This is a genomic window from Pseudomonas cerasi, assembly GCF_900074915.1.
In the GTDB taxonomy this organism is placed as follows: Bacteria; Pseudomonadota; Gammaproteobacteria; order Pseudomonadales; family Pseudomonadaceae; genus Aquipseudomonas; species Aquipseudomonas cerasi.
The window spans coordinates 3035522-3057419 of the sequence record NZ_LT222319.1 but is presented as its reverse complement, the minus strand read 5'-3'; the positions used below and the strand labels follow the sequence as shown (position 1 = coordinate 3057419).

The 21898-nt window shown below is 59.8% G+C and carries 12 protein-coding genes; 11 read left to right on the top strand and 1 reads right to left on the bottom strand.

What is annotated here, in order from left to right:
* The first annotated feature begins 36 nt into the window (after positions 1 to 36).
* From PCPL58_RS16065 to PCPL58_RS16030, 8 genes are all read left to right on the top strand, one after another.
* A complete protein-coding gene (locus tag PCPL58_RS16065) occupies positions 37 to 954 on the top strand; it encodes a LysR family transcriptional regulator (RefSeq protein ID WP_003434111.1) in 918 nt (305 codons plus the stop codon).
* Positions 955 to 1043: 89 nt separating this feature from the next.
* Positions 1044 to 1544, top strand: coding sequence for a thiol peroxidase (tpx, locus tag PCPL58_RS16060; RefSeq protein WP_003369437.1), 501 nt, complete (start codon positions 1044 to 1046; stop codon positions 1542 to 1544).
* Between the two features lie 153 nt (positions 1545 to 1697).
* Positions 1698 to 3002 carry an MdtA/MuxA family multidrug efflux RND transporter periplasmic adaptor subunit gene (locus PCPL58_RS16055; RefSeq protein WP_054081468.1) on the top strand — a complete coding sequence of 435 codons (1305 nt, stop codon included), beginning with the start codon at positions 1698 to 1700 and terminating at the stop codon, positions 3000 to 3002.
* Positions 2999 to 6109, top strand: a complete 3111-nt coding sequence (locus tag PCPL58_RS16050; protein ID WP_065349894.1) for an MdtB/MuxB family multidrug efflux RND transporter permease subunit — start codon at positions 2999 to 3001, stop codon at positions 6107 to 6109. The genes PCPL58_RS16055 and PCPL58_RS16050 overlap by 4 nt, the downstream gene beginning before the upstream one ends.
* Positions 6106 to 9213 (top strand): efflux RND transporter permease subunit, encoded by a 3108-nt coding sequence (locus PCPL58_RS16045; protein ID WP_065349893.1) that lies wholly within the window; start codon positions 6106 to 6108, stop codon positions 9211 to 9213. Before PCPL58_RS16050 ends, PCPL58_RS16045 begins: the two co-directional genes overlap by 4 nt.
* Positions 9210 to 10673: an efflux transporter outer membrane subunit gene (locus PCPL58_RS16040; protein WP_003369448.1), complete on the top strand. Its 1464-nt coding sequence runs from the start codon at positions 9210 to 9212 to the stop codon at positions 10671 to 10673. The genes PCPL58_RS16045 and PCPL58_RS16040 overlap by 4 nt, the downstream gene beginning before the upstream one ends.
* Positions 10674 to 10840: 167 nt before the next feature.
* The gene (locus tag PCPL58_RS16035; RefSeq protein WP_065349892.1) at positions 10841 to 12952 is read left to right on the top strand and encodes a putative bifunctional diguanylate cyclase/phosphodiesterase; all 2112 of its coding nucleotides are present in this window, start codon (positions 10841 to 10843) and stop codon (positions 12950 to 12952) included.
* Positions 12953 to 13064: 112 nt separating this feature from the next.
* Positions 13065 to 13811, top strand: coding sequence for an SDR family oxidoreductase (locus tag PCPL58_RS16030; protein WP_058417127.1), 747 nt, complete (start codon positions 13065 to 13067; stop codon positions 13809 to 13811).
* A gap of 48 nt (positions 13812 to 13859) precedes the next feature.
* Here PCPL58_RS16030 and PCPL58_RS31540 read toward each other — a convergent pair whose 3' ends face one another.
* On the bottom strand, positions 13860 to 14018 hold the full coding sequence (locus PCPL58_RS31540) for a hypothetical protein (protein WP_072366551.1): 159 nt from the start codon (positions 14016 to 14018) through the stop codon (positions 13860 to 13862).
* A 282-nt stretch (positions 14019 to 14300) separates the two neighbouring features.
* Here PCPL58_RS31540 and PCPL58_RS16025 point away from each other — a divergent pair, with 282 nt between their 5' ends.
* From PCPL58_RS16025 to glgB, 3 genes are read left to right on the top strand one after another with little or no spacing between them, the layout of a single operon-like run.
* A complete protein-coding gene (locus PCPL58_RS16025; RefSeq protein ID WP_065349891.1) occupies positions 14301 to 16319 on the top strand; it encodes an alpha-1,4-glucan--maltose-1-phosphate maltosyltransferase in 2019 nt (672 codons plus the stop codon).
* A 19-nt stretch (positions 16320 to 16338) separates the two neighbouring features.
* On the top strand, positions 16339 to 19665 hold the full coding sequence (treS, locus tag PCPL58_RS16020) for a maltose alpha-D-glucosyltransferase (RefSeq protein ID WP_065349890.1): 3327 nt from the start codon (positions 16339 to 16341) through the stop codon (positions 19663 to 19665).
* Positions 19662 to 21887: a 1,4-alpha-glucan branching protein GlgB gene (glgB, locus tag PCPL58_RS16015; protein ID WP_065349889.1), complete on the top strand. Its 2226-nt coding sequence runs from the start codon at positions 19662 to 19664 to the stop codon at positions 21885 to 21887. The genes treS and glgB overlap by 4 nt, the downstream gene beginning before the upstream one ends.
* The last annotated feature ends 11 nt before the right edge of the window (positions 21888 to 21898 follow it).

Here is a 21898-nt window from a genome sequence, read left to right as displayed (position 1 = left end):
CTTCACACGTCATTTACCTTCAGGTTGCCGGTCATCATGGATCGATTCAACGCCATGCGCGTGTTCACCCGTATCGTCGAACTCGGCGGTTTCGCCAGGGCGGCCGAGAGTCTGCACATGCCTCGTGCTTCGGTAACGATCCTGATCAAGCAGCTGGAAGCGCACCTGGGCGTACAGCTTTTGCAGCGTACGACGCGTCAGGTCAGCGCCACCCCTGACGGCAAGGCCTATTACCAGCGCTGCGTCAGCCTGCTGGCCGATCTGGACGATGCCGAAGCATCGTTTTCGGCGACGGGGGCCGAGCCCAAGGGGTTGCTGCGTGTCGATCTGCCCGTCAGTCTGGGGCGCATGATCATCATCCCGGCGTTGCCTGAATTCAGCCGGCGCTATCCGCAGATCCGCCTGGAAATCGGCATGAGCGACAGGCCGGTCGATCTGATCCGCGAAGGCGTGGACTGCGTGCTGCGTGCCGGCGCCGCACTGGATGAAACGCTGGTTGCCAGGCCGCTGGGCAGTCTGACCCAGATCACCTGCGCCAGTCGTGAATACCTGGAGCAATACGGCACGCCACGGAACCTGAATGAGCTCGCGCAACATCAGGTAATCGAATATTTTTCGACCAGTACCGGCAAGCGCTATGGTCTGGAGTTCATGGCCGATGGCATGGACGTTGAGCACGCCTCGGCCTGCTCGATCGCTGTCAACAGTGCCGACGGCTATGTCGCGGCGTGCGAAGCGGGATTCGGCCTGATTCAGGTGCCGCGCTACCATGTCGCCGCGCAATTGCGCAGCGGTGTGCTGGTGGAAGTGCTGCGATTGCATCGTCCGCCGCCACTGCCACTGACGGCCCTTTACCCCCCGCATCGACAGTTGTCACGACGAGTGAGGGTATTCGTTGATTGGCTGGTGGAATTGTGTGCCCACACAGATATCAGGGACAGACTGGTTTCCTGAAAAAATTCAGAATTATCCCATATAGGCCGCGGCACACTTTCGTGTTTAACTTCCGGCTCTTTCATCCATTTTGAAAAGGAACGTGTTTCATGGCTCAAGTGACCCTCAAAGGCAGCCCCGTTCAGGTCAGTGGCAACCTGCCTGAAGTCGGTAGCAAGGCACACGATTTCACGCTGGTTGGCGCAGGTCTTGCCGATAAGACCCTGGCGTCCTTCGCCGGCAAGCGCAAGGTATTGAACATCTTCCCGAGCGTCGATACGCCGACCTGTGCCACCTCGGTACGTAAATTCAACACCCAGGCCAATGACCTGAGCAACGCCGTTGTTCTGTGCATCTCGGCTGACCTGCCGTTTGCCCAGGCCCGGTTCTGCGGCTCCGAAGGTCTGGAAAATGTCCAGAACCTGTCCTCGTTCCGCAGCGCCGATTTTGCTCAAAATTATGGTGTTGCCATTGCAGACGGCCCGCTCACGGGTCTGACAGCACGCGCCGTGGTCGTTCTGGACGAGAACGATAAGGTACTGCACAGCGAACTGGTTGCCGAGATTGGCAGCGAGCCCAACTATGACGCTGCATTGGCTGTGCTGAAGTAACTTTCCGCAACCTGTCGACGGCCTGAATCCGCTCAGGCCGTTTTTTTTGTTTGTGCGTCATACGTTTATCCAAAGTAAGCGCTTGGTAAAGCCGCTTTGCTTGTAACGTAACTGTGCTTATTGTTCAGCGTTCTGAACAAACCCCCACCTGTAATGGTTGATTTATTCATGCAATTGTCTGGCTCCCGTAAATCCCGTCGCTGGTTGATCAGTTTGTTGGTCCTGTTGGTCATTGTTGCCTTGTGCTGGTGGTTCTGGCCTGCGTCCACTGCCGGCAAGGGGGCCGAGAGCAACAAGAAGCCGGCTGCAAGCGGCATGGCACGACCCGGCTTCGGCGGATCGGCTGTCGCGGTCCCGGTGCGTGTGGCCCCGGCTACCGAAGGTGATTTTCCGATCTACTACAAGGCGCTTGGCACCGTGACGGCAATGAACACCATCAATGTGCGCAGCCGCGTGGCGGGGGAGCTGGTCAAGCTTTATTTCCAGGAAGGGCAGATGGTCAAGGCCGGTGATCTGCTGGCTGAAATCGATCCGCGCAGCTATCAGGTGGCGTTGCAGCAGGCCGAAGGTACGCTGGCCACTAACCAGGCGCTGCTCAAGAATGCTCAGCTGGATGTGCAGCGTTACCGAGGCTTGTTTGCCGAGGACAGCATCGCCAAGCAGACCCTCGACACTGCCGAGTCGCTGGTCAATCAATACAAGGGCACGATCAAGACCAATCAGGCTGCTGTGGCTGACGCAAAACTGAGCCTGGACTTCACTCGCATCCGTGCCCCGATTGCCGGGCGTGTCGGCCTCAAACAGCTGGACGTGGGCAATCTGGTTGCCGCCAACGACACCACTGCACTGGTGGTGATTACCCAGACCCAGCCCATATCCGTGGCGTTCACGCTGCCTGAAAAGGATCTGTCGAAAGTCATTTCCCGCTACCGCACCGGCGACAAGCTGCCCGTTGAAGCCTGGGACCGTGGCGATACGAAGATGCAGGCCAGCGGCGTACTGGCCAGCCTCGACAACCAGATCGACGTGGCCACCGGCACACTGAAGTTCAAGGCGCGTTTCGATAACAGTGACGAGGTCCTGTTCCCCAATCAGTTCGTCAATGTGCGGCTGCGCGCCGACACGCTGAAAAAAGTCACGCTCGTACCGACTGCGGCGGTGCAGTTCGGCACCGACGGGACCTTTGTCTATGTGCTGGACGGTGATAAGAAGGTCAAACTCAAGCTGCTGAAGACCGGCCCGAGCGACGAGACATCCACGGTGATTACCGAAGGTCTGGCAGCCGGCGAGCGGGTGGTGCTTGAAGGTACCGACCGCCTGCGCGACGGTGCCGAAGTCGAAGTCGTCAACGACAGCAAGGAAGTGCCGGCCGGCCCGGCTCAGAAGCTGCAAGGCAAGCCTGACAGCAAGACCGACAAGTCGGCGGCGCTCGGCAAGGTGGAAAAACCAAGCGTATGAACATGTCACGCCTGTTCATCCTGCGTCCGGTTGCCACCACGCTGAGTATGTTGGCAATCGTCCTGGCGGGTCTGATCGCCTATACCTTGCTGCCTGTTTCGGCGTTGCCCCAGGTCGACTATCCGACCATCCGGGTGATGACCCTGTACCCGGGCGCCAGCGCGCAGGTGATGACCAGCTCCGTGACTGCGCCTCTGGAACGTCAATTCGGACAGATGCCCGGCCTGACCCAGATGGCCTCGACCAGCTCGGGCGGTGCGTCGGTCATTACGTTGCGCTTCAGCCTTGAAATCAATATGGATGTCGCCGAGCAGCAGGTGCAGGCGGCGATCAATGCGGCCACCAACCTGCTGCCGACCGATCTGCCGGCGCCTCCGGTCTACAACAAGGTCAACCCGGCCGACACACCGGTTCTGACCCTGGCGATCACCTCGAAAACCATGTTGTTGCCCAAGCTCAATGATCTGGTCGATACGCGCATGGCGCAGAAGATCTCGCAGATCAGCGGTGTGGGCATGGTCAGCATTGCCGGCGGGCAGCGGCAGGCGGTACGGATCAAGGTCAACCCGGAGGCGCTGGCCGCCAACAGTCTCAACCTGTCCGATGTACGTGCCCTGATCAGCGCCTCCAACGTCAACCAGCCGAAGGGCAATTTCGACGGGCCGACCCGGGTTTCGATGCTGGATGCCAACGATCAGCTGAAGTCTCCGGAGGAGTACGCCAACCTGATTCTGGCTTACAAGGATGGCGCACCCTTGCGTCTGAAGGATGTGGCCGAAATCGTCAATGGTGCCGAAAACGAGCGGCTCGCGGCCTGGGCCAATCGGAGCCAGGCGGTGCTGCTCAACATTCAGCGTCAGCCGGGCGCCAACGTCATCGAGGTGGTCGACCGGATCAAGGCGTTGCTGCCGTCGATCACCGAAAACCTTCCGGCAGGACTCGACGTCGTGGTCCTGACGGACCGTACGCAGACCATCCGTGCGTCGGTGACCGATGTTCAGCACGAACTGCTGATCGCGATCGTCCTGGTGGTGCTGGTCACCTTCCTGTTCCTGCGTCGTTTCAGCGCGACGATCATTCCCTCGATTGCCGTTCCGCTGTCGCTGGTAGGCACGTTCGGCGTGATGTACCTGGCCGGTTTTTCGGTCAACAACCTGACGCTGATGGCCATGACCATTGCGACCGGTTTCGTCGTCGATGACGCCATCGTCATGCTGGAAAACATCTCCCGACACATCGAAGAGGGCGAGACGCCCTTGCAGGCCGCACTCAAGGGCGCGAAACAGATCGGTTTCACCCTGATTTCCCTGACCCTGTCGCTGATTGCGGTATTGATCCCGCTGTTGTTCATGGCCGACGTGGTCGGGCGGCTGTTCCGCGAGTTCGCGATTACTCTGGCGGTCGCGATATTGATATCGCTGGTGGTCTCGCTGACCCTGACGCCCATGATGTGTGCGCGCTTGCTCAAGCGCGAGCCCAGGGAAGAAGAGCAGAGCCGTTTTTACCGGGCCAGCGGTGCCTGGATCGACTGGCTGATCGACATCTACGCGGGCAGACTGCGCTGGGTACTCAAGCATCAGCCACTGACCCTGCTGGTTGCCCTGGCCACCCTGGCCTTGACCGTGTTGCTGTACATTGTCGTACCCAAAGGCTTTTTTCCGGTGCAGGACACCGGAGTGATTCAGGGTATTTCGGAAGCGCCGCAGTCGGTGTCGTTCGCAGCGATGAGCCAGCGTCAGCAGGCACTTGCCGATATCATTCTCAAGGACCCGGCAGTGGTCAGTCTGTCGTCCTACATCGGTGTCGACGGTGACAACGCCACGCTCAACAGTGGGCGCCTGTTGATCAACCTCAAGCCTCACGGAGCGCGCGACCTGACCGCGTCCGAGGTGATCCAGCGCCTGCAACCCGAGGTCGACAAGCTGTCGGATATCCGCCTGTTCATGCAGCCGGTGCAGGACCTGACCATTGAAGACCGCGTCAGTCGCACCCAGTATCAATTCAGCATGTCGTCGCCCGACGCCGAGCTGCTGACGCTGTGGAGCGAAAAACTGGTAGACGCGCTCGGCAAGCGGCCCGAGCTGACGGATGTGGCCAGCGACCTGCAGGATAAAGGTTTGCAGGTGTACCTGAACATCGATCGTGATGCGGCCAGCCGGGTCGGGGTCACGGTTGCGAACATTACCGATGCACTGTACGACGCATTCGGTCAGCGCCAGATATCCACCATCTACACGCAGGCCAGCCAGTACCGCGTGGTGCTGCAGGCTGCGTCGGGCAGTGAACTCGGCCCGGCGGCGCTCGAGCAGATCCACGTCAAGACCACCGATGGCGCGCAGGTGAAGCTATCCAGCCTGGCAAGTGTCGAGCAGCGCCAGGCACAGTTGGCCATCGCCCACCTCGGGCAGTTTCCGGCGGTGATGATGTCGTTCAACCTGGCGCCCGATATTGCCTTGGGCAAGGCAGTGAAGGTGATCGAGGAGGTCGAGCAGGAGATCGGCATGCCGATCGGCGTGCAGACTCAGTTCCAGGGCGCTGCCGAAGCGTTTCAGGCTTCGTTGTCCAGCACGTTGCTGCTGATTCTGGCGGCGGTGGTCACCATGTACATCGTGCTGGGCGTGCTCTACGAGAGCTACATTCACCCGATCACCATCCTCTCGACCCTGCCGTCGGCAGCAGTGGGGGCCTTGTTGGCTCTGCTGATCAGCGGCAACGATCTGGGGATGATCGCGATCATCGGCATCATTCTATTGATCGGCATCGTCAAGAAGAACGCGATCATGATGATCGACTTCGCGCTCGACGCGGAGCGCAACCGCGGTGTTGCGCCCGAGCAGGCGATCTACGACGCGGCACTGTTGCGCTTCCGGCCGATTCTCATGACCACCCTGGCCGCATTGTTCGGCGCCATTCCGCTAATGCTCGCCAGTGGCTCCGGCGCCGAATTGCGGCAACCACTGGGGCTGGTGATGGTCGGCGGACTGTTGCTCAGTCAGGTGCTGACACTGTTCACAACGCCGGTCATCTACCTGTATTTCGACCGCCTTGGCCGTCGCTGGAGCCGCAAACCGGCTGACCCGGACCGACTGGAACGGGCTGACGCATGAACCTTTCAGCGCCGTTCATCAGTCGCCCCGTTGCGACCGTTCTGCTAAGCCTGGCGATCATGCTGCTGGGCGCGGTGAGCTTTCGCTTGTTGCCGGTGGCACCGTTGCCGAACATGGATTTCCCGGTGATTGTGGTCTCGGCCAGCCTCGCCGGTGCCAGTCCGGAAGTGATGGCGTCCACGGTGGCAACGCCGCTGGAGCGATCGCTGGGCAGTATTGCCGGTGTCAACACCATGACCAGCAATTCAAGCCAGGGCACTACGCTGATCATTCTGCAGTTCGATCTGAATCGCGACATCAACGGCGCCGCGCGGGAAGTGCAGGCGGCGATCAATGCCTCACGCAATCTGCTGCCCAGCGGTATGCGCAGTATGCCGACCTACAAGAAGGTCAACCCGTCCCAGGCGCCGATCATGGTCTTGTCGATGACGTCGACGGTGCTGGAAAAGGGCCAGCTTTACGACCTGGCGTCCACCATCCTGTCACAGAGCCTGTCACAGGTTTCCGGGGTCGGCGAAGTGCAAATCGGCGGCAGCTCGCTGCCTGCTGTGCGTATCGAGCTGGAGCCGCAGATGCTCTCCCAGTACGGTGTATCGCTGGACGACGTACGCACTGCCATCACTGGCACCAACGTACGACGGCCGAAGGGGTTTGTGGAGGACGACCAACATAACTGGCAGGTGCAGGCCAACGACCAGCTGGAAACCGCCGAGGATTATGCGCCGCTGATCATTCGCTACAAGGACGGAGCGACCTTGCGCCTGAAGGACGTGGCGAAAGTCAGCGATGCCGTGGAAGACCGTTACAACAGCGGGTTCTACAACAATGACCGTGCCGTGCTGCTGGTCGTCAACCGCCAGGCGGGCGCCAACATTATTGAAACCGTGGCGCAGATCAAGGCGCAGTTGCCGGCGCTGCGAGCGGTGCTGCCGGCCAGTGTCAGTCTCAATATCGCGATGGACCGCTCGCCGGTGATCAAGGCGACGCTGCACGAAGCCGAAATGACCCTACTGATTGCCGTGGTGCTGGTGGTGATGGTGGTGTTCCTGTTCCTCGGCAGTTTTCGCGCCTCGCTGATCCCCACCCTGGCGGTTCCGGTATCGCTGGTCGGCACCTTCGCGATCATGCACCTGTTCGGCTTCTCCCTGAACAACCTGTCACTGATGGCGTTGATCCTCGCGACCGGTCTGGTGGTGGACGATGCCATCGTTGTGCTGGAAAACATATCCCGGCATATTCACAACGGCCTCGACCCCATGAAAGCGGCTTTTCTGGGCGCCAAGGAGGTGGGGTTCACCTTGCTGTCGATGAACGTCTCGCTGGTCGCGGTGTTCATTTCCATCCTGTTCATGGGCGGTCTGGTCGAAAGTCTGTTTCGCGAGTTTTCCATCACCTTGTCGGTAGCGATCATCGTCTCGCTGATTGTGTCCCTGACCCTGACGCCGATGTTGTGCGCGCGCTGGTTGAAGCCACGCGAAGCCCATGGGGAAAATGCCTTTCAGCGCTGGAGCGAGCGGGTCAACGATCGAATGGTGGCAGGCTACGACCGCTCGCTGGGCTGGGTGATGCGGCATCGACGGCTGACGCTGCTCAGCCTGCTGGTTACCGTGGTGGTCAATATCGCGCTGTATGTGGTGGTGCCCAAGACCTTTCTGCCGCAGCAGGACACCGGGCAATTGATGGGTTTTGTTCGCGGTGACGACGGTCTTTCGTTTTCGGTCATGCAGCCGAAAATGGAGACCTTCCGCCTGTCGATTCTCGCTGACCCTGCGGTGGAAAGCGTTGCCGGTTTTATCGGTGGCAGCGGTGGCACCAATAACGCCTTCATGATCGTGCGCCTCAAGCCGATTGCCGAGCGCAAGCTGTCTGCCGAGAAAGTGGTCGAGCGCCTGCGCAAGAACATGCCGCATGTGCCGGGCGGCAGGTTGTTCCTGGCCCCGGATCAGGACCTGCAACTGGGCGGCGGTCGCGAGCAGACCAGTTCACAGTATCAATACATCGTGCAGAGCGCTGATCTGGGCAGTCTGCGTCTGTGGTACCCCAAGATTGTCGCAGCGCTCAAGTCGGTGCCCGAGCTGACCGCCATCGACGCACGGGAAGGGCGCGGGGCACAACAGGTGACCCTGGTGGTCAACCGTGACACGGCCAAGCGACTGGGTATCGATATGAATATGGTCACGGCGGTGCTCAACAACGCTTACAGCCAGCGCCAGGTATCGACCATCTATGACAGCCTCAACCAGTACAAGGTGGTGATGGAGGTCAATCCAAAATACGCCCAGGACCCGGTGACGCTGGAGCAGGTTCAGGTCATTACCGCAGACGGGCAGCGTGTACCGCTATCGAGCATCGCCCATTACGAGCGCAGCCTGGCCAATGACCGGGTATCGCATGACGGTCAGTTCGCGGCCGAGAACATATCCTTCGATCTGGCCGAGGGGGCCAGCCTCGACAAGGCCACCGTGGCGATAGAACGGGCGATTGCCGCCATCGGGCTGCCGTCCGACATCATTTCCAAGATGGCCGGGACCGCCAACGCCTTCGCTTCCACGCAGAAGAGTCAGCCGTGGATGATCCTCGGTGCGTTGCTGGCGGTGTACCTGGTGCTGGGTATCCTCTATGAGAGCTACATTCATCCGCTGACGATCCTCTCGACGCTCCCGTCCGCAGGCGTTGGCGCATTGCTGACGATCTATGTGCTGGGCAGCGAATTCAGCCTGATTTCCCTGTTGGGGCTGTTCCTGCTGATTGGCGTGGTGAAGAAAAACGCGATCATGATGATCGACCTTGCCCTGCATCTGGAGCGCGAACAGGGAATGACGCCGCAAGAGTCGATTCGCAGCGCCTGCCTGCAGCGCCTGCGGCCCATTCTGATGACCACGATGGCCGCCATCCTGGGTGCCTTGCCGCTGCTGCTGAGTACCGCCGAAGGTGCCGAAATGCGCAAGCCGCTGGGTTTGACCATCATTGGTGGCCTGGTCTTCAGCCAGGTCCTGACCCTCTATACCACCCCGGTGGTTTACCTTTATCTCGACCGTCTGCGCCATCGTTACAACAAATGGCGTGGCGTGCGCACCGATGCTGCTCTGGAAACTCCGCTATGACCGAACGCCTGGCATTCACCTCCCGCCCGACAGGGCTGATTCGTCCATTCGCGCTGGGGCTTTGCGTCGTGCTGCTCAGCGCCTGCGCTGTGGGTCCGGATTACCAGAAGCCGTCGATGGCCGCGCCCGCGCAGTTCAAGGCTGCGCAGGGCTGGCGTGCGGCCACGCCAAGTGACGGGATGGCCAAAGGTGCATGGTGGGAGGTGTACAAGGACCCGCAGTTGAACGCTCTGGTCGAGCGCCTCAACACCTCCAACCAGACGGTCGCCCAGTACGACGCGCAGTATCGACAGGCACAGACACTGGTGCGCAGCTCCAGGGCTGCCTTCCTGCCGACCCTCGACCTGACGACCGGCAAGACGCGCTCGGGGCAGGGCACTGGCACCTCGAACACCGGCACCAGTGCTTCGGGGATTCGCAACAGTTACAACGCGCAGTTGGGCGTCAGTTGGGAGGCCGACGTCTGGGGCAAGCTGCGTCGCGGGCTGGAAGCCGACACCGCCAATGCGCAGGCAAGTCTTGCCGACCTGGCGGCGATGCGCCTGAGCCTGCAATCGGAACTGGTGCAGAATTACCTGCAATTGCGCGTGATCGATGAACAGAAACGCCTGCTGGAGTCCACAGTGGATGCCTACCAGCGCTCCCTGACCCTGACGCAGAACCAGTACCGCGCCGGTATTTCCGGAAGTGATGCTGTTGCGCAGGCACAGACGCAACTGAAAAGTACCCAGGCCGACCTGATCGACCTGGCCTGGCAACGGGCGCAATACGAGAATGCCATCGCCGTACTGATGGGCATGGCGCCGGCAGACTTCAATCTGCCCGTCACCACTTCGATTCCGCAGTTGCCGCAAATCCCGCCAGGCCTGCCTTCGCAGTTACTCGAACGCCGCCCTGACATTGCCGCAGCCGAGCGATCGGTAATGGGCGCCAATGCCAACATCGGCGTGGCCAAGGCGGCTTATTATCCGGACTTCACGCTGAGCATGAGCGGCGGTTACAGCAGCAGTACCTTTGCCAACTGGATCAGCCTGCCCAACCGCTTCTGGTCGGTGGGCCCGCAGTTGGCGCTGACCCTGTTCGACGGCGGAAAACGTTCGGCCGAGGTCGATCGCACCGAAGCGGTGTATGACCAGACTGTCGCCCAGTACCGGCAGACCGTGCTGAACGGCTTCCAGGAGGTCGAAAACTATCTGGTTCAGCTCAAGGTATACGAGCAGGAAGCGGCCGTACGCCAGGAAGCGCTGGTCTCGGCTCGTGACTCGCTGCGCCTGACCAACAATCAATACAAGGCCGGGTTGATCGGTTACCTGGACGTCGTCAATGTCCAGGCCACCGCATTGAGCAACGAGCGCAGTGTGCTCAGCGTGCTGCAAAGCCGTTTGATTGCCAGCGTTCAATTGATCGCCGCACTGGGCGGGGGCTGGAATGCCGAGACAGGCCTGACGCTCCGGGAGTAAATATTTCGGGTTCAAACACACTTTTTCAGTGAACTGTTCGCAGTAACCGGAAAAATAATAGCTATTCGCCATCTTTGCGACCAAGTGCCGCGACATTCTGCCGCGAATGCGTACAATCACCCGCACAAGATCGGCATGGACGCGCTCATTGGTTTCCAGGTGCGTTTATGTTGATTGGCAGTTACATCCCTTCACTCGTCGTAATCTCGATTCTCGTCGCCATTCTTGCTGCGTACACGGCCCTCGATCTGGTTGGCCGCATCGTCTCGGCCAGGGGCCGTGCCGTTCACGTATGGATCGCGGGAGGCGCGATCGCGATGGGCGTCGGTACCTGGTCAACGCATTTCATCGGTATGCTGGCGTTCGTATTGCCCATCAACCTTGGCTATGACGTGCCACTGGTGCTGCTTTCGCTGTTGATCGCCATCGGCTTTTCAGGTTTCGCCCTGTGGCTCGCCACCCAGCCGCGATTGCCCGCCCTGCAACTGAGCCTGGGGTCGTTGTTGCTGGGGCTTGGCATCAGCGCCATGCACTACACCGGCATGGCGGCCAAGCGCATGCAGCCGGGGATTCAATACACGCCGTGGCTGTTGGTACTTTCGTTGGTGATCGCTGTCGCTGCGTCCGCGGCAGCACTGCGAATAGCCTTCCATCTTCGCCAGCGACGCCCCAGGGTCTACCTGCTACGCGCCTCGGCGGCGCTGTTGCTTGGGCTGGCTGTCATTGGCATGCATTACACCGGTATGTCCGCTGCGAATTTTGCTGATGGCAGCTTTTGCGGGGCGCTGCCGCAGGGGCTGAGCAGCAACGGGCTGGACAGATTCGTGCTGGTCGCCAGCCTGTCGATTCTGGGGATTGCGCTGTTCAGCTGCATTCTCGATTCTCATCTGGAAACACGTACCGCGGTTCTGGCCGATTCCCTGACTGAAGCCAATCTGGAACTGACCCACCTGGCCCTGCATGACAACCTGACCGGTTTGCCAAACCGTGCGTTGTTGACGGAGCGCATTGATCGGGCAATGAAGAGGGCCAATGAGACGGGTGGGTGCTTTGCATTGATGTTCATGGACCTCGATGGCTTCAAACCGGTCAACGATGCATTCGGCCACCACACCGGCGACCTGCTGTTGCGGCAGGTCGCCTTGCGTCTTCGCAACAGCCTGCAGCGGCGTGACACGCTGGCAAGAGTCGGCGGCGATGAGTTCGTCCTGCTGGTGGAGCTTCAACACCCTGAGGATGCATTGGCCGTTGCCAGACGACAGGTCAACGAAGTCGGCAACCCGTTCACCATTGGTGAACATCAGTTGCAGATTTCACTGAGCATCGGCATCTGCATCTACCCGGGCAATGGCAGCACCCAGCATGAGCTTCTGATCAATGCCGACGCCGCTATGTACCACACCAAGGCTGCCGGCAAGAACGGCTACAGCTTTTTCGATGCGTCGATGAACAGTAACGCCCGCAATCAGCTGCAAATGTCGCAGGATTTGCACAAGGCGATCAAGCATCGACAGTTCTGTATCTATTACCAGCCCAAGTTCGATGCCATGACCGGACTGCCCGTAGGGGCAGAGGCGTTGTTGCGCTGGAACCATCCGGAACAGGGGATCCTCGCTCCCGACCTGTTCATCGCCATGGCAGAGAAAACCGGTCTGATCATTCAGATCGGCGAGTGGGTCCTGGATGAAGCCTGTCGGCAAATGCGTGAGTGGTACGCGCAGGGTTACTCGCACTGGCGCATTGCAGTCAACCTGTCAGCCTTGCAGTTCTGTCATTCCGGGCTGGTCACGGCAGTGGCGGACACACTGGCGCGGCATCAGTTACCGGCCAACTGCCTGACCCTGGAAATCACCGAAACCACTGCCATGCATGATGCGGATGCCAGCCTGGCGGTGTTGAGAAGGCTTTCGGAAATGGGTGTGGACCTGTCGATCGATGATTTTGGCACCGGTTACTCCAGCCTGATGTACCTGAAGCGATTGCCTGCCAATGAAATCAAGATTGATCGAGGCTTCGTCCGCGATCTGGAGCATGACACCGACGACGCCGCCATTGTTTCGGCCATCGTGGCGGTAGGGCAGGCGCTGAATCTGCGGATAGTCGCCGAGGGCGTCGAAACCGCCGTTCAGCAGCGTTTCCTGACTCATTTGGGATGCCACTCGCTGCAGGGCTTCCTGCTGGGTTATCCGTTGCCGGCCCAGCAGTTTCTCGAAGAAATCCATGCTGCTGAGGCAAAAGCTGCGGTGGATGAGTCCGATACCGGGCAATCCGATTTCTGAAAGGCACAGATGGCGCTGGACGGTAAAGGCTGGCACGATCTGAACCGGCTGGTTAACCTGCGAGGGTTGGCTGGATCCTGATGTCGGCCTTTAAAAAAACACGAGACACTCCATGGAAAAAGTCCTCATTATCACCGGTGGTTCGCGCGGGATCGGCGCTGCCACGGCGCGTCTGGCCGCCTCACAGGGTTATCGGATCTGCATCAATTACCTGTCGGATCATGCCGCCGCCGAAAAGACCGCAGTCCAGGTAAGGGCGATGGGCGCCAGAGCGATCACCGTGCAAGCCGACGTCAGCAACGAAGATGAGATCATGCGGCTGTTTGCCCGGGTCGACGCCGAACTCGGTCGAGTCACTCATCTGGTCAACAATGCGGGCACCCTGGCGCAGGCTTCCAGAGTCGAGGACATGTCGGAATTTCGCATGTTGAAGATGATGATGAACAACGTCGTCGGCCCGATGCTGTGCAGCAAACACGCCTTGTTGCGCATGTTGCCGGCTCACGGGGGGCACGGCGGCAGCATCGTCAACGTATCCTCGCTCGCGGCGCGCCTCGGCTCGGCAGGCGAGTATGTCGACTATGCGGCATCCAAAGGGGCACTGGACACCTTCACTATCGGACTTTCCAAAGAGGTCGCGGCGGAAAACGTGCGCGTCAACGCAGTACGTCCGGGTTTCATCTTCACCGACTTTCACGCCCTGAGCGGCGATCCGTTCCGCGTCAGCAAGCTTGAGGGTGCATTGCCCATGGGCCGTGGCGGTACCGCGGAGGAAGTGGCCGAGGCCATTCTCTGGTTACTGTCGGACAATGCGTCGTATACGACGGGAACGTTCATCGATGTAGCGGGAGGGCGCTGAAGGCGTCCATGCTCGGACAGACGCCTTCAGATCCCGTTTACTGACTCGTCACACCGTAACCGGTGGCGCATTGGCAGGCGGGTCGCCGACTGGTGTTTCATTGGGTGGTGGCGTGGATGGCGGCGGCTCCTGTTCGGGGATTGGCTCGGGCAGGGCGGGGTCATCGATGTTTGGATCGGGTACTTCTACCGGATTGGGTAGGGTCATGGTTGCAGCCTCCTTGTCGACCCTGTTTACGACCGCCTGGCAGGGCCGATGATTCAATTGATTTGCTTCCCGCTACAGTCGCCTCGTTGATCCGCTCGATGGCTGCTTCATCTCTGCGCACGACCACCAAACTTTGAACTTTACCCTCGTTGACCGCTCGGAACCTAGGCAGCGGAAATAGACGAGTCGCCAGCACAGTGCGATCGTACGCTGCCATACCGTCAATTTTTCCATTGCATGGAATGCACAGGAGCGTCCCTGGGGCGTGAGGAGTGATGCTCGATGAATGAACAGCCATACGGTCCGGATTCCCTGGCCACCGATGTCCCGCAAGCAACCCTCCCGCTGTCACTGACTCAGGCGCTGCAATTACCCCGCATCGTGATCGAAGACACGTTGCCGGTGATCGACGGTGGCCTGTTTGCGGCCAAGGCGATCATCGGGCAACCGGTTACCGTGACCAGCAAGGTCTATGCCGATGGGCACGACAAAATGGCGGTGAATATCCGCTGGCGTGCTGCCGATGAAGAACACTGGCACAGCGCGCCAATGCGCGAGCTGGGCAATGACAGCTGGGTTGGTGAATTCACCCCGACCTCCGTAAGCCGTCATGTGTTTCGCCTCGAAGCCTGGATCGATCAGTTCGGCAGCTACCGCTATGAACTGGAAAAGAAGTTCGGCGCTGGCGTTCCTGTCGATCTGGAGCTGGAAGAGGGCCGCATTCATCTGGTCCACGCCGCCGAGCGCAGCCAGAACGAACAGCGCCAGCAGATCGAAAGTCTGCTGGGCCAACTTGAACAGGGCGACAAAGACGAGAAAGTAGCGCTACTGTTGCACAGCGAAACCGCCAGCCTGATGAAGCTGGCCGATAATCAGGCCTTCCTGAGCCGCAGTGTCGAGTTCCCGCTTGATGTCGAGCGTGAGCTAGCACAGTTTGCCAGCTGGTACGAACTGTTTCCCCGTTCGATGACCGACGATCCGGCGCGCCACGGCACATTCAACGACGTCCATTCGCGTCTGCCGATCATTCGCGACATGGGCTTCGACGTGCTGTATTTCCCGCCTATTCATCCTATCGGCCGTGCCCACCGCAAGGGGCCGAACAACTCCCTGACCGCCGGACCTGATGATCCGGGCAGCCCGTATGCAATCGGCAGCGGGGATGGCGGCCATGAAGCCATTCACCCACAGCTGGGCAGCCGTGAAGATTTCCGTAACCTGGTGAAAGCTGCAGCCGACCATGGTCTGGAAATCGCGCTGGATTTCGCCATTCAGTGTTCCCAGGATCACCCGTGGCTCAAGCAGCATCCGGGCTGGTTCTCGTGGCGTCCGGACGGCACGATCCGTTATGCGGAAAACCCGCCGAAAAAGTATCAGGACATCGTCAACGTCGATTTCTACGCACCAGACGCCATCCCCGGCCTGTGGACGGAGTTGCGCGACATCGTTCTGGGCTGGGTCAACGAAGGGGTGAAAATCTTCCGCGTCGACAACCCGCACACCAAACCGCTGCCGTTCTGGCAGTGGATGATCGGCGAAGTGCGCAGTCAGCACCCTGAGGTGATGTTCCTGGCCGAAGCCTTTACCAAGCCGGCAATGATGGCACGCCTGGGCAAGGTCGGTTACAGCCAGAGCTACACCTATTTTACCTGGCGCAACACCAAGGCGGAACTCTCCGAGTATTTCACCCAGCTCAATGAAGTCCCGTGGCGTGATTGCTATCGCCCGAATTTCTTCGTCAACACGCCCGATATCAACCCGCGCTTCCTGCATGAGTCCGGTCGCCCCGGGTTTCTGATCCGGGCGGCACTGGCCACTATGGGCTCCGGGCTGTGGGGTATGTATTCGGGGTTCGAGCTGTGCGAAGCGGCACCAATCCCTGGCAAGGAAGAGTATCTGGACTCGGAGAAGTACGAGATTCGGGTTCGCGATTACGCGGCGCTGGGCAACATCATTGCCGAGATCGCTCAACTCAACCGCATTCGTCGGCAGAACCCTGCGCTGCAAACGCACCTGGGGCTGAAGCTGTATAACGCGTGGAATGACAACATCCTGTATTTCGGCAAGCGCTCTGCGGATGGCAGCAACTTCATTCTGGTTGCCGTCAACCTTGACCCGTACAACGCACAGGAAGCGGATTTCGAGTTGCCGCTGTGGGAAATGGGTCTGCCGGATGACGCCGCTACGTCGGGTGAAGACCTGATGACAGGGCACCGCTGGACCTGGTATGGCAAGTATCAGCACACGCGTCTCGATCCAGCTCAACCGTTTGGAATCTGGCGTATCCAGGCCGCGCAATAACACTCCCGAGGAGTCAGTAATGGCCAAAAAGCCCGGTGACGCGACATTTATCAAAGACCCGCTCTGGTACAAGGATGCGGTGATTTATCAGGTTCACGTGAAATCGTTCTTTGATTCCAACAACGACGGAATCGGCGATTTCGCGGGCCTGATCGAAAAGCTCGACTACATTGCCGCGCTGGGCGTCAACACCATCTGGTTGTTGCCGTTTTATCCGTCGCCGCGCCGGGACGATGGCTACGACATTTCCGAATACCGCGATGTGCACAGCGACTACGGCACCATGGCCGACGCCAAGCGTTTCATCGCCCAGGCACACAAGCGCGGCCTGCGAGTGATCAGCGAGCTGGTCATCAACCACACGTCCGATCAGCATCCATGGTTTCAGAAAGCCCGCAATGCCAAGCCCGGCTCCAAGGCGCGGGACTTCTATGTATGGTCGGACACTGATCAGAAGTACGACGGCACGCGGATCATTTTTCTCGATACCGAGACGTCCGACTGGACCTGGGACCCGGTTGCCGGCCAGTACTTCTGGCACCGTTTCTACTCGCACCAGCCGGACCTGAACTTCGACAACCCGCACGTGCTGGATGCGGTACTGGAAGTCATGCGCTTCTGGCTGGATCTGGGCATTGACGGCTTGCGTCTGGATGCCATTCCGTACCTCATCGAACGGGACGGCACCAACAACGAGAACCTGCCGGAAACCCATCAGGTGCTCAAGCGCATCCGTGCCGAGATCGACGCTAATTATCCTGACCGCATGCTGCTGGCCGAGGCCAACCAATGGCCGGAAGACACCCAACTGTATTTTGGCGACAGCAAAGGCCCGGATGGCGATGAATGCCACATGGCTTTTCACTTTCCGTTGATGCCGCGCATGTACATGGCGCTGGCTCAGGAAGATCGTTTTCCGATCACCGATATCTTGCGGCAGACGCCGGATATTCCAGAAAACTGCCAGTGGGCAATTTTCCTGCGCAACCACGATGAACTGACCCTGGAAATGGTCACCGATCGTGAGCGTGATTATCTGTGGAATTACTACGCCGCCGACCGCCGTGCACGGATCAACCTGGGCATCCGTCGGCGCCTGGCGCCGTTGGTGGATCGCGACCGCCGTCGGGTCGAGTTGCTCAACAGCATGTTGTTGTCGATGCCCGGCACACCGACGCTGTATTACGGCGACGAGATCGGCATGGGCGATAACATCTACCTGGGCGACCGGGACGGTGTGCGCACGCCCATGCAATGGTCCATCGACCGCAACGGCGGCTTTTCGCGCGCCGATCCGGCCAGTCTGGTGTTGCCACCGATCATGGACCCGATGTACGGATTCCAGTCGGTCAACGTCGAAATCCAGGAACGTGATCCGCATTCTCTGCTGAACTGGAACCGGCGCATGCTCGCCGTGCGTAAACAGCAGAAGGCATTCGGGCGTGGCACGTTGAAAATGCTCTCGCCGTCGAACCGCCGCATTCTTGCCTATACCCGCGAATACACAGCGCCTGACGGACACAGTGAAGTTGTGCTGTGTGTCGCCAACGTTTCCAGCGCTGCCCAAGCTGCAGAGCTTGAGCTGTCTGCCTATGCAGGCACGGTGCCGGTGGAAATGCTCGGCGGCAGCGCATTCCCGCCTATCGGCCAGTTAAGCTACCTGCTGACGCTGCCGCCGTACGGCTTTTACTGGTTTTTACTGGCTTCGGAGAATCAAATGCCCAGTTGGCACGTTGAACCCGCGCAGAGCATGCCGGACTTCCCGACCCTGGTGCTCAAGAAACGTCTGGAAGAGTTGCTCGAAGAGCCACTGCGCAGCACCATGGAAAACACCTCGCTGGCGGTTTACCTGCCCAAACGACGCTGGTTCGCGGGCAAGGACAAGGCGATCGAGCAGGTCAGCATTGCCTACGCCGTGCGCTTCGGCGACGAAGCGAATCCGGTATTGCTCAGTGAAATAGAAGTCACCGCAGGCGGGCAGACCGATCGCTATCAATTGCCGTTCGGCTTGCTGGCCGAAGACGACATCAGCAGTGCATTGCCGCAGCAGCTGGCGCTCGCCCGAGTACGTCGCAACCGCGATGTCGGGTTGATCACGGATGCATTCACTCTGGAAACCTTCATCCGCGCCGTGATTCAGGGCATGCAGTCGGATACCGTCATACCCTGTGCCGACGGCGAGTTGCGTTTTGAGCAAAGCTCGCAGCTGGCGCCCCTCGGCCTGAACGCCGAGTCGGAAGTGCGCTACCTGTCTGCCGAGCAATCGAACAGTTCAGTGGTGGTGGGCAGCAGCCTGGTGCTCAAGCTGATTCGCAAAGTCAGTGCCGGGACGCACCCCGAGCTGGAAATGGGCGCATTCCTGACTCATGCCGGCTTCAAGAACATTTCACCGCTACTGGGTTCTCTGGTACGCGTCGGCAAGGACGGTCAGCCCAACCTGCTGATGATCGCCCAAGGCTACCTGAGCAATCAGGGCGATGCGTGGGAATGGACCCAGAACAATCTCGAGCGTGCGGTACGCGACGAGCTGGCACATGGTGTTTCCGGCCAGGAACAGCACTACAACGCGTTGCTCGAACTCGCGGACTTCTCGCGCAGTCTTGGCCAGCGCCTGGGTGAGATGCATCAGATTCTGGCATCGCCCACCGACAATGCCGACTTTGCCGTTGAGGTCACCAGCAGCCAGGACAGCAAGGCTTCCGGGGCCAGCGTCAACGCTCAGCTCGAGCGCGCCTTGCAGTTGCTGGAACAGCGCATGGGCGAGCTGGAGCAGGACGATCAGCAACTGGTCAAAGATTTGCTCGCGCAGCGCAAGCAGATCCGTCAGCGCGTCGAAGGCCTGGCCAAGCGCTCGGCCGGTGGCCTGCGCATACGTGTGCATGGCGATCTGCATCTGGGGCAGGTACTGGTGGTCAAGGGCGATGCCTACCTGATCGATTTCGAGGGCGAGCCGGCCCGCGCACTCGAAGAGCGCCGTGCCAAGCACAGCCCGTTCAAGGATGTCAGTGGTGTCCTGCGCTCCTTCGACTACGCTGCGGCGATGGCTGTACGCAGTGCGCAGAGCGTAGACACGTCTCCCGAGGCTGCCGGCGCGCGCAAACGTGTTGCCGATACCTACCTGGCGCAGGCGCGAGAAACCTTCATCGAAGGTTATCGCTCGGCGACCACCGGCATTGCCCATGCCTGGAAAGATGCGAAAGGGGAGGACGCTGCACTCGAGCTGTTCACCCTTGAAAAAGCTGCTTATGAAGTGATCTACGAAGCCGAGAACCGTCCAGCGTGGCTGGCCGTTCCCTTGCAAGGCTTGCGTGGACTGCTGCAACCGTCTGATGGAGAGTCAATATGAATGCGCCTGACAAAACCGGCACGCGCCGCCGCGCGATTCCCGCTGCTGTGGACCTCGACGCGCTGATCCGTGCTGAACATCGTGATCCGTTCTCTGTCCTCGGCCCGCATGGCGATGGCGGCAGCGGGCAGTTCGTTCGCGCCTATCTGCCCGCAGCCTTGAGTGTGCGCTTGCTGGCCAAGGATGACGGTCGTGAACTGGGCGAGATGGAAATGAGCGAAGTGCCGGGGTTTTTCGTCGGCCACCTTGAGCACCCTAAGCCTTACTTGCTGAAAATCAACTGGGCCGGTGGTGAACAAATCACCGAAGACCCTTACAGTTTTGGCCCGCTGCTGGGCGAGATGGACCTTTACCTGTTTGCCGAGGGTAATCATCGCGACCTGAGCAGCTGTCTGGGTGCACAAGTCACCCGCGTCGATGGCGTGGACGGTGTGCGTTTTGCGGTCTGGGCGCCCAATGCGCGTCGTGTTTCTGTCGTTGGCAGCTTCAACAGTTGGGATGGCCGTCGCCATCCGATGCGCATGCGCCACCCGACCGGCGTATGGGAAATTTTCGTCCCGCGTCTGCAGCCAGGTGAGCTCTACAAGTACGAGATTCTCGGCGCTCACGGCATTCTGCCGCTGAAAAGCGACCCGATGGCTCTGGCCACCACGTTGCCGCCTGACACCTCGTCGAAGATCTCTGCGCCGCTGCAATTCGAGTGGAATGACCAAGAGTGGCTGCAATCAAGGGCAGGCCGTCACCAAGTGACTGCACCCTTGTCGATCTACGAGTTGCACGCAGGCTCCTGGCAGATGGAGCAGGTCGACGACAATCAATGGCGGCAGTACAACTGGCGTGAACTGGCTGATCGCCTGATTCCTTACGTCAAGGAACTTGGCTTCACGCACATCGAGCTGATGCCGATTATGGAGCACCCGTTCGGTGGTTCGTGGGGCTATCAGTTGCTGGCCCAGTTCGCGCCAACTGCCCGCTACGGTTCGCCGGAAGATTTCGCCTTCTTCGTCGATGCCTGCCACCGGGCTGAGATCGGCGTCATTCTTGACTGGGTTCCCGCGCATTTTCCGACCGATACCCACGGTCTGGCGCAGTTCGACGGCACTTGCCTGTATGAGTACGCGGACCCCAAGGAGGGCTTCCATCAGGACTGGAACACCCTGATCTACAACTTGGGGCGCACTGAGGTTCACGGCTTCATGCTGGCCTCGGCACTGCACTGGCTCAAGCATTACCACATCGACGGTCTGCGCGTGGATGCAGTGGCGTCGATGCTGTACCGCGACTATTCGCGTAATGCGGGCGAATGGGTGCCGAATCGCTTCGGCGGCCGCGAAAACCTCGAAGCCATCGACTTTCTGCGTCATTTGAACGACGTGGTTGCGCTGGAAGCCCCCGGGACCATGGTGATTGCCGAAGAGTCGACGGCGTGGCCGGGCGTCAGCGAGCCGACTCAGCAGGGTGGGCTTGGCTTCAATTACAAGTGGAACATGGGCTGGATGCATGACTCGCTGCAGTACATGGAAGAGGACCCGATCAACCGCGGGCATCACCATGGCAAGCTGAGCTTCAGCCTTGTGTATGCGTGGTCCGAGCGTTTTGTACTGCCTATTTCCCACGACGAAGTGGTGCACGGCAAACATTCGCTGATAGACAAGATGCCGGGTGACCGCTGGCAGAAATTCGCCAACCTGCGCGCGTATCTGTCTTTCATGTGGACGCACCCCGGCAAGAAGCTGCTGTTCATGGGCTGCGAATTCGGCCAATGGCGCGAGTGGAATCACGACAGGGAACTGGACTGGTACTTGATGCAATACGCCGAACACGTGGGCGTGAAGAATCTGGTCGGCGATCTGAACCGCCTCTATCGAGACGAAAAGGCGCTGCACGAGCGCGATGCAGACCCTGCCGGCTTCCAGTGGCTGGTCGGCGATGACAGTGCCAACAGCGTGTTTGCCTACCTGCGCTGGAGCAACGAGGGTGAACCGCTGCTGGTGGTCGCCAACATGACCCCGGTGCCGCGCCTGGACTACCGTCTCGGCGCGCCGATGCGAGGTGCCTGGACGGAGCTATTGAACAGTGATGCGGAAACCTACGCAGGCTCCAACTTTGGCAATGGTGGCGAGGTCATGACTGAAGCCGAGCCGGCGCATGGGATGGAAGATTCGCTGGTGCTGAATCTGCCACCACTTGCGGTGTTGATCCTCAAACCGAAGAAAGACTGACCAAGGCGCGT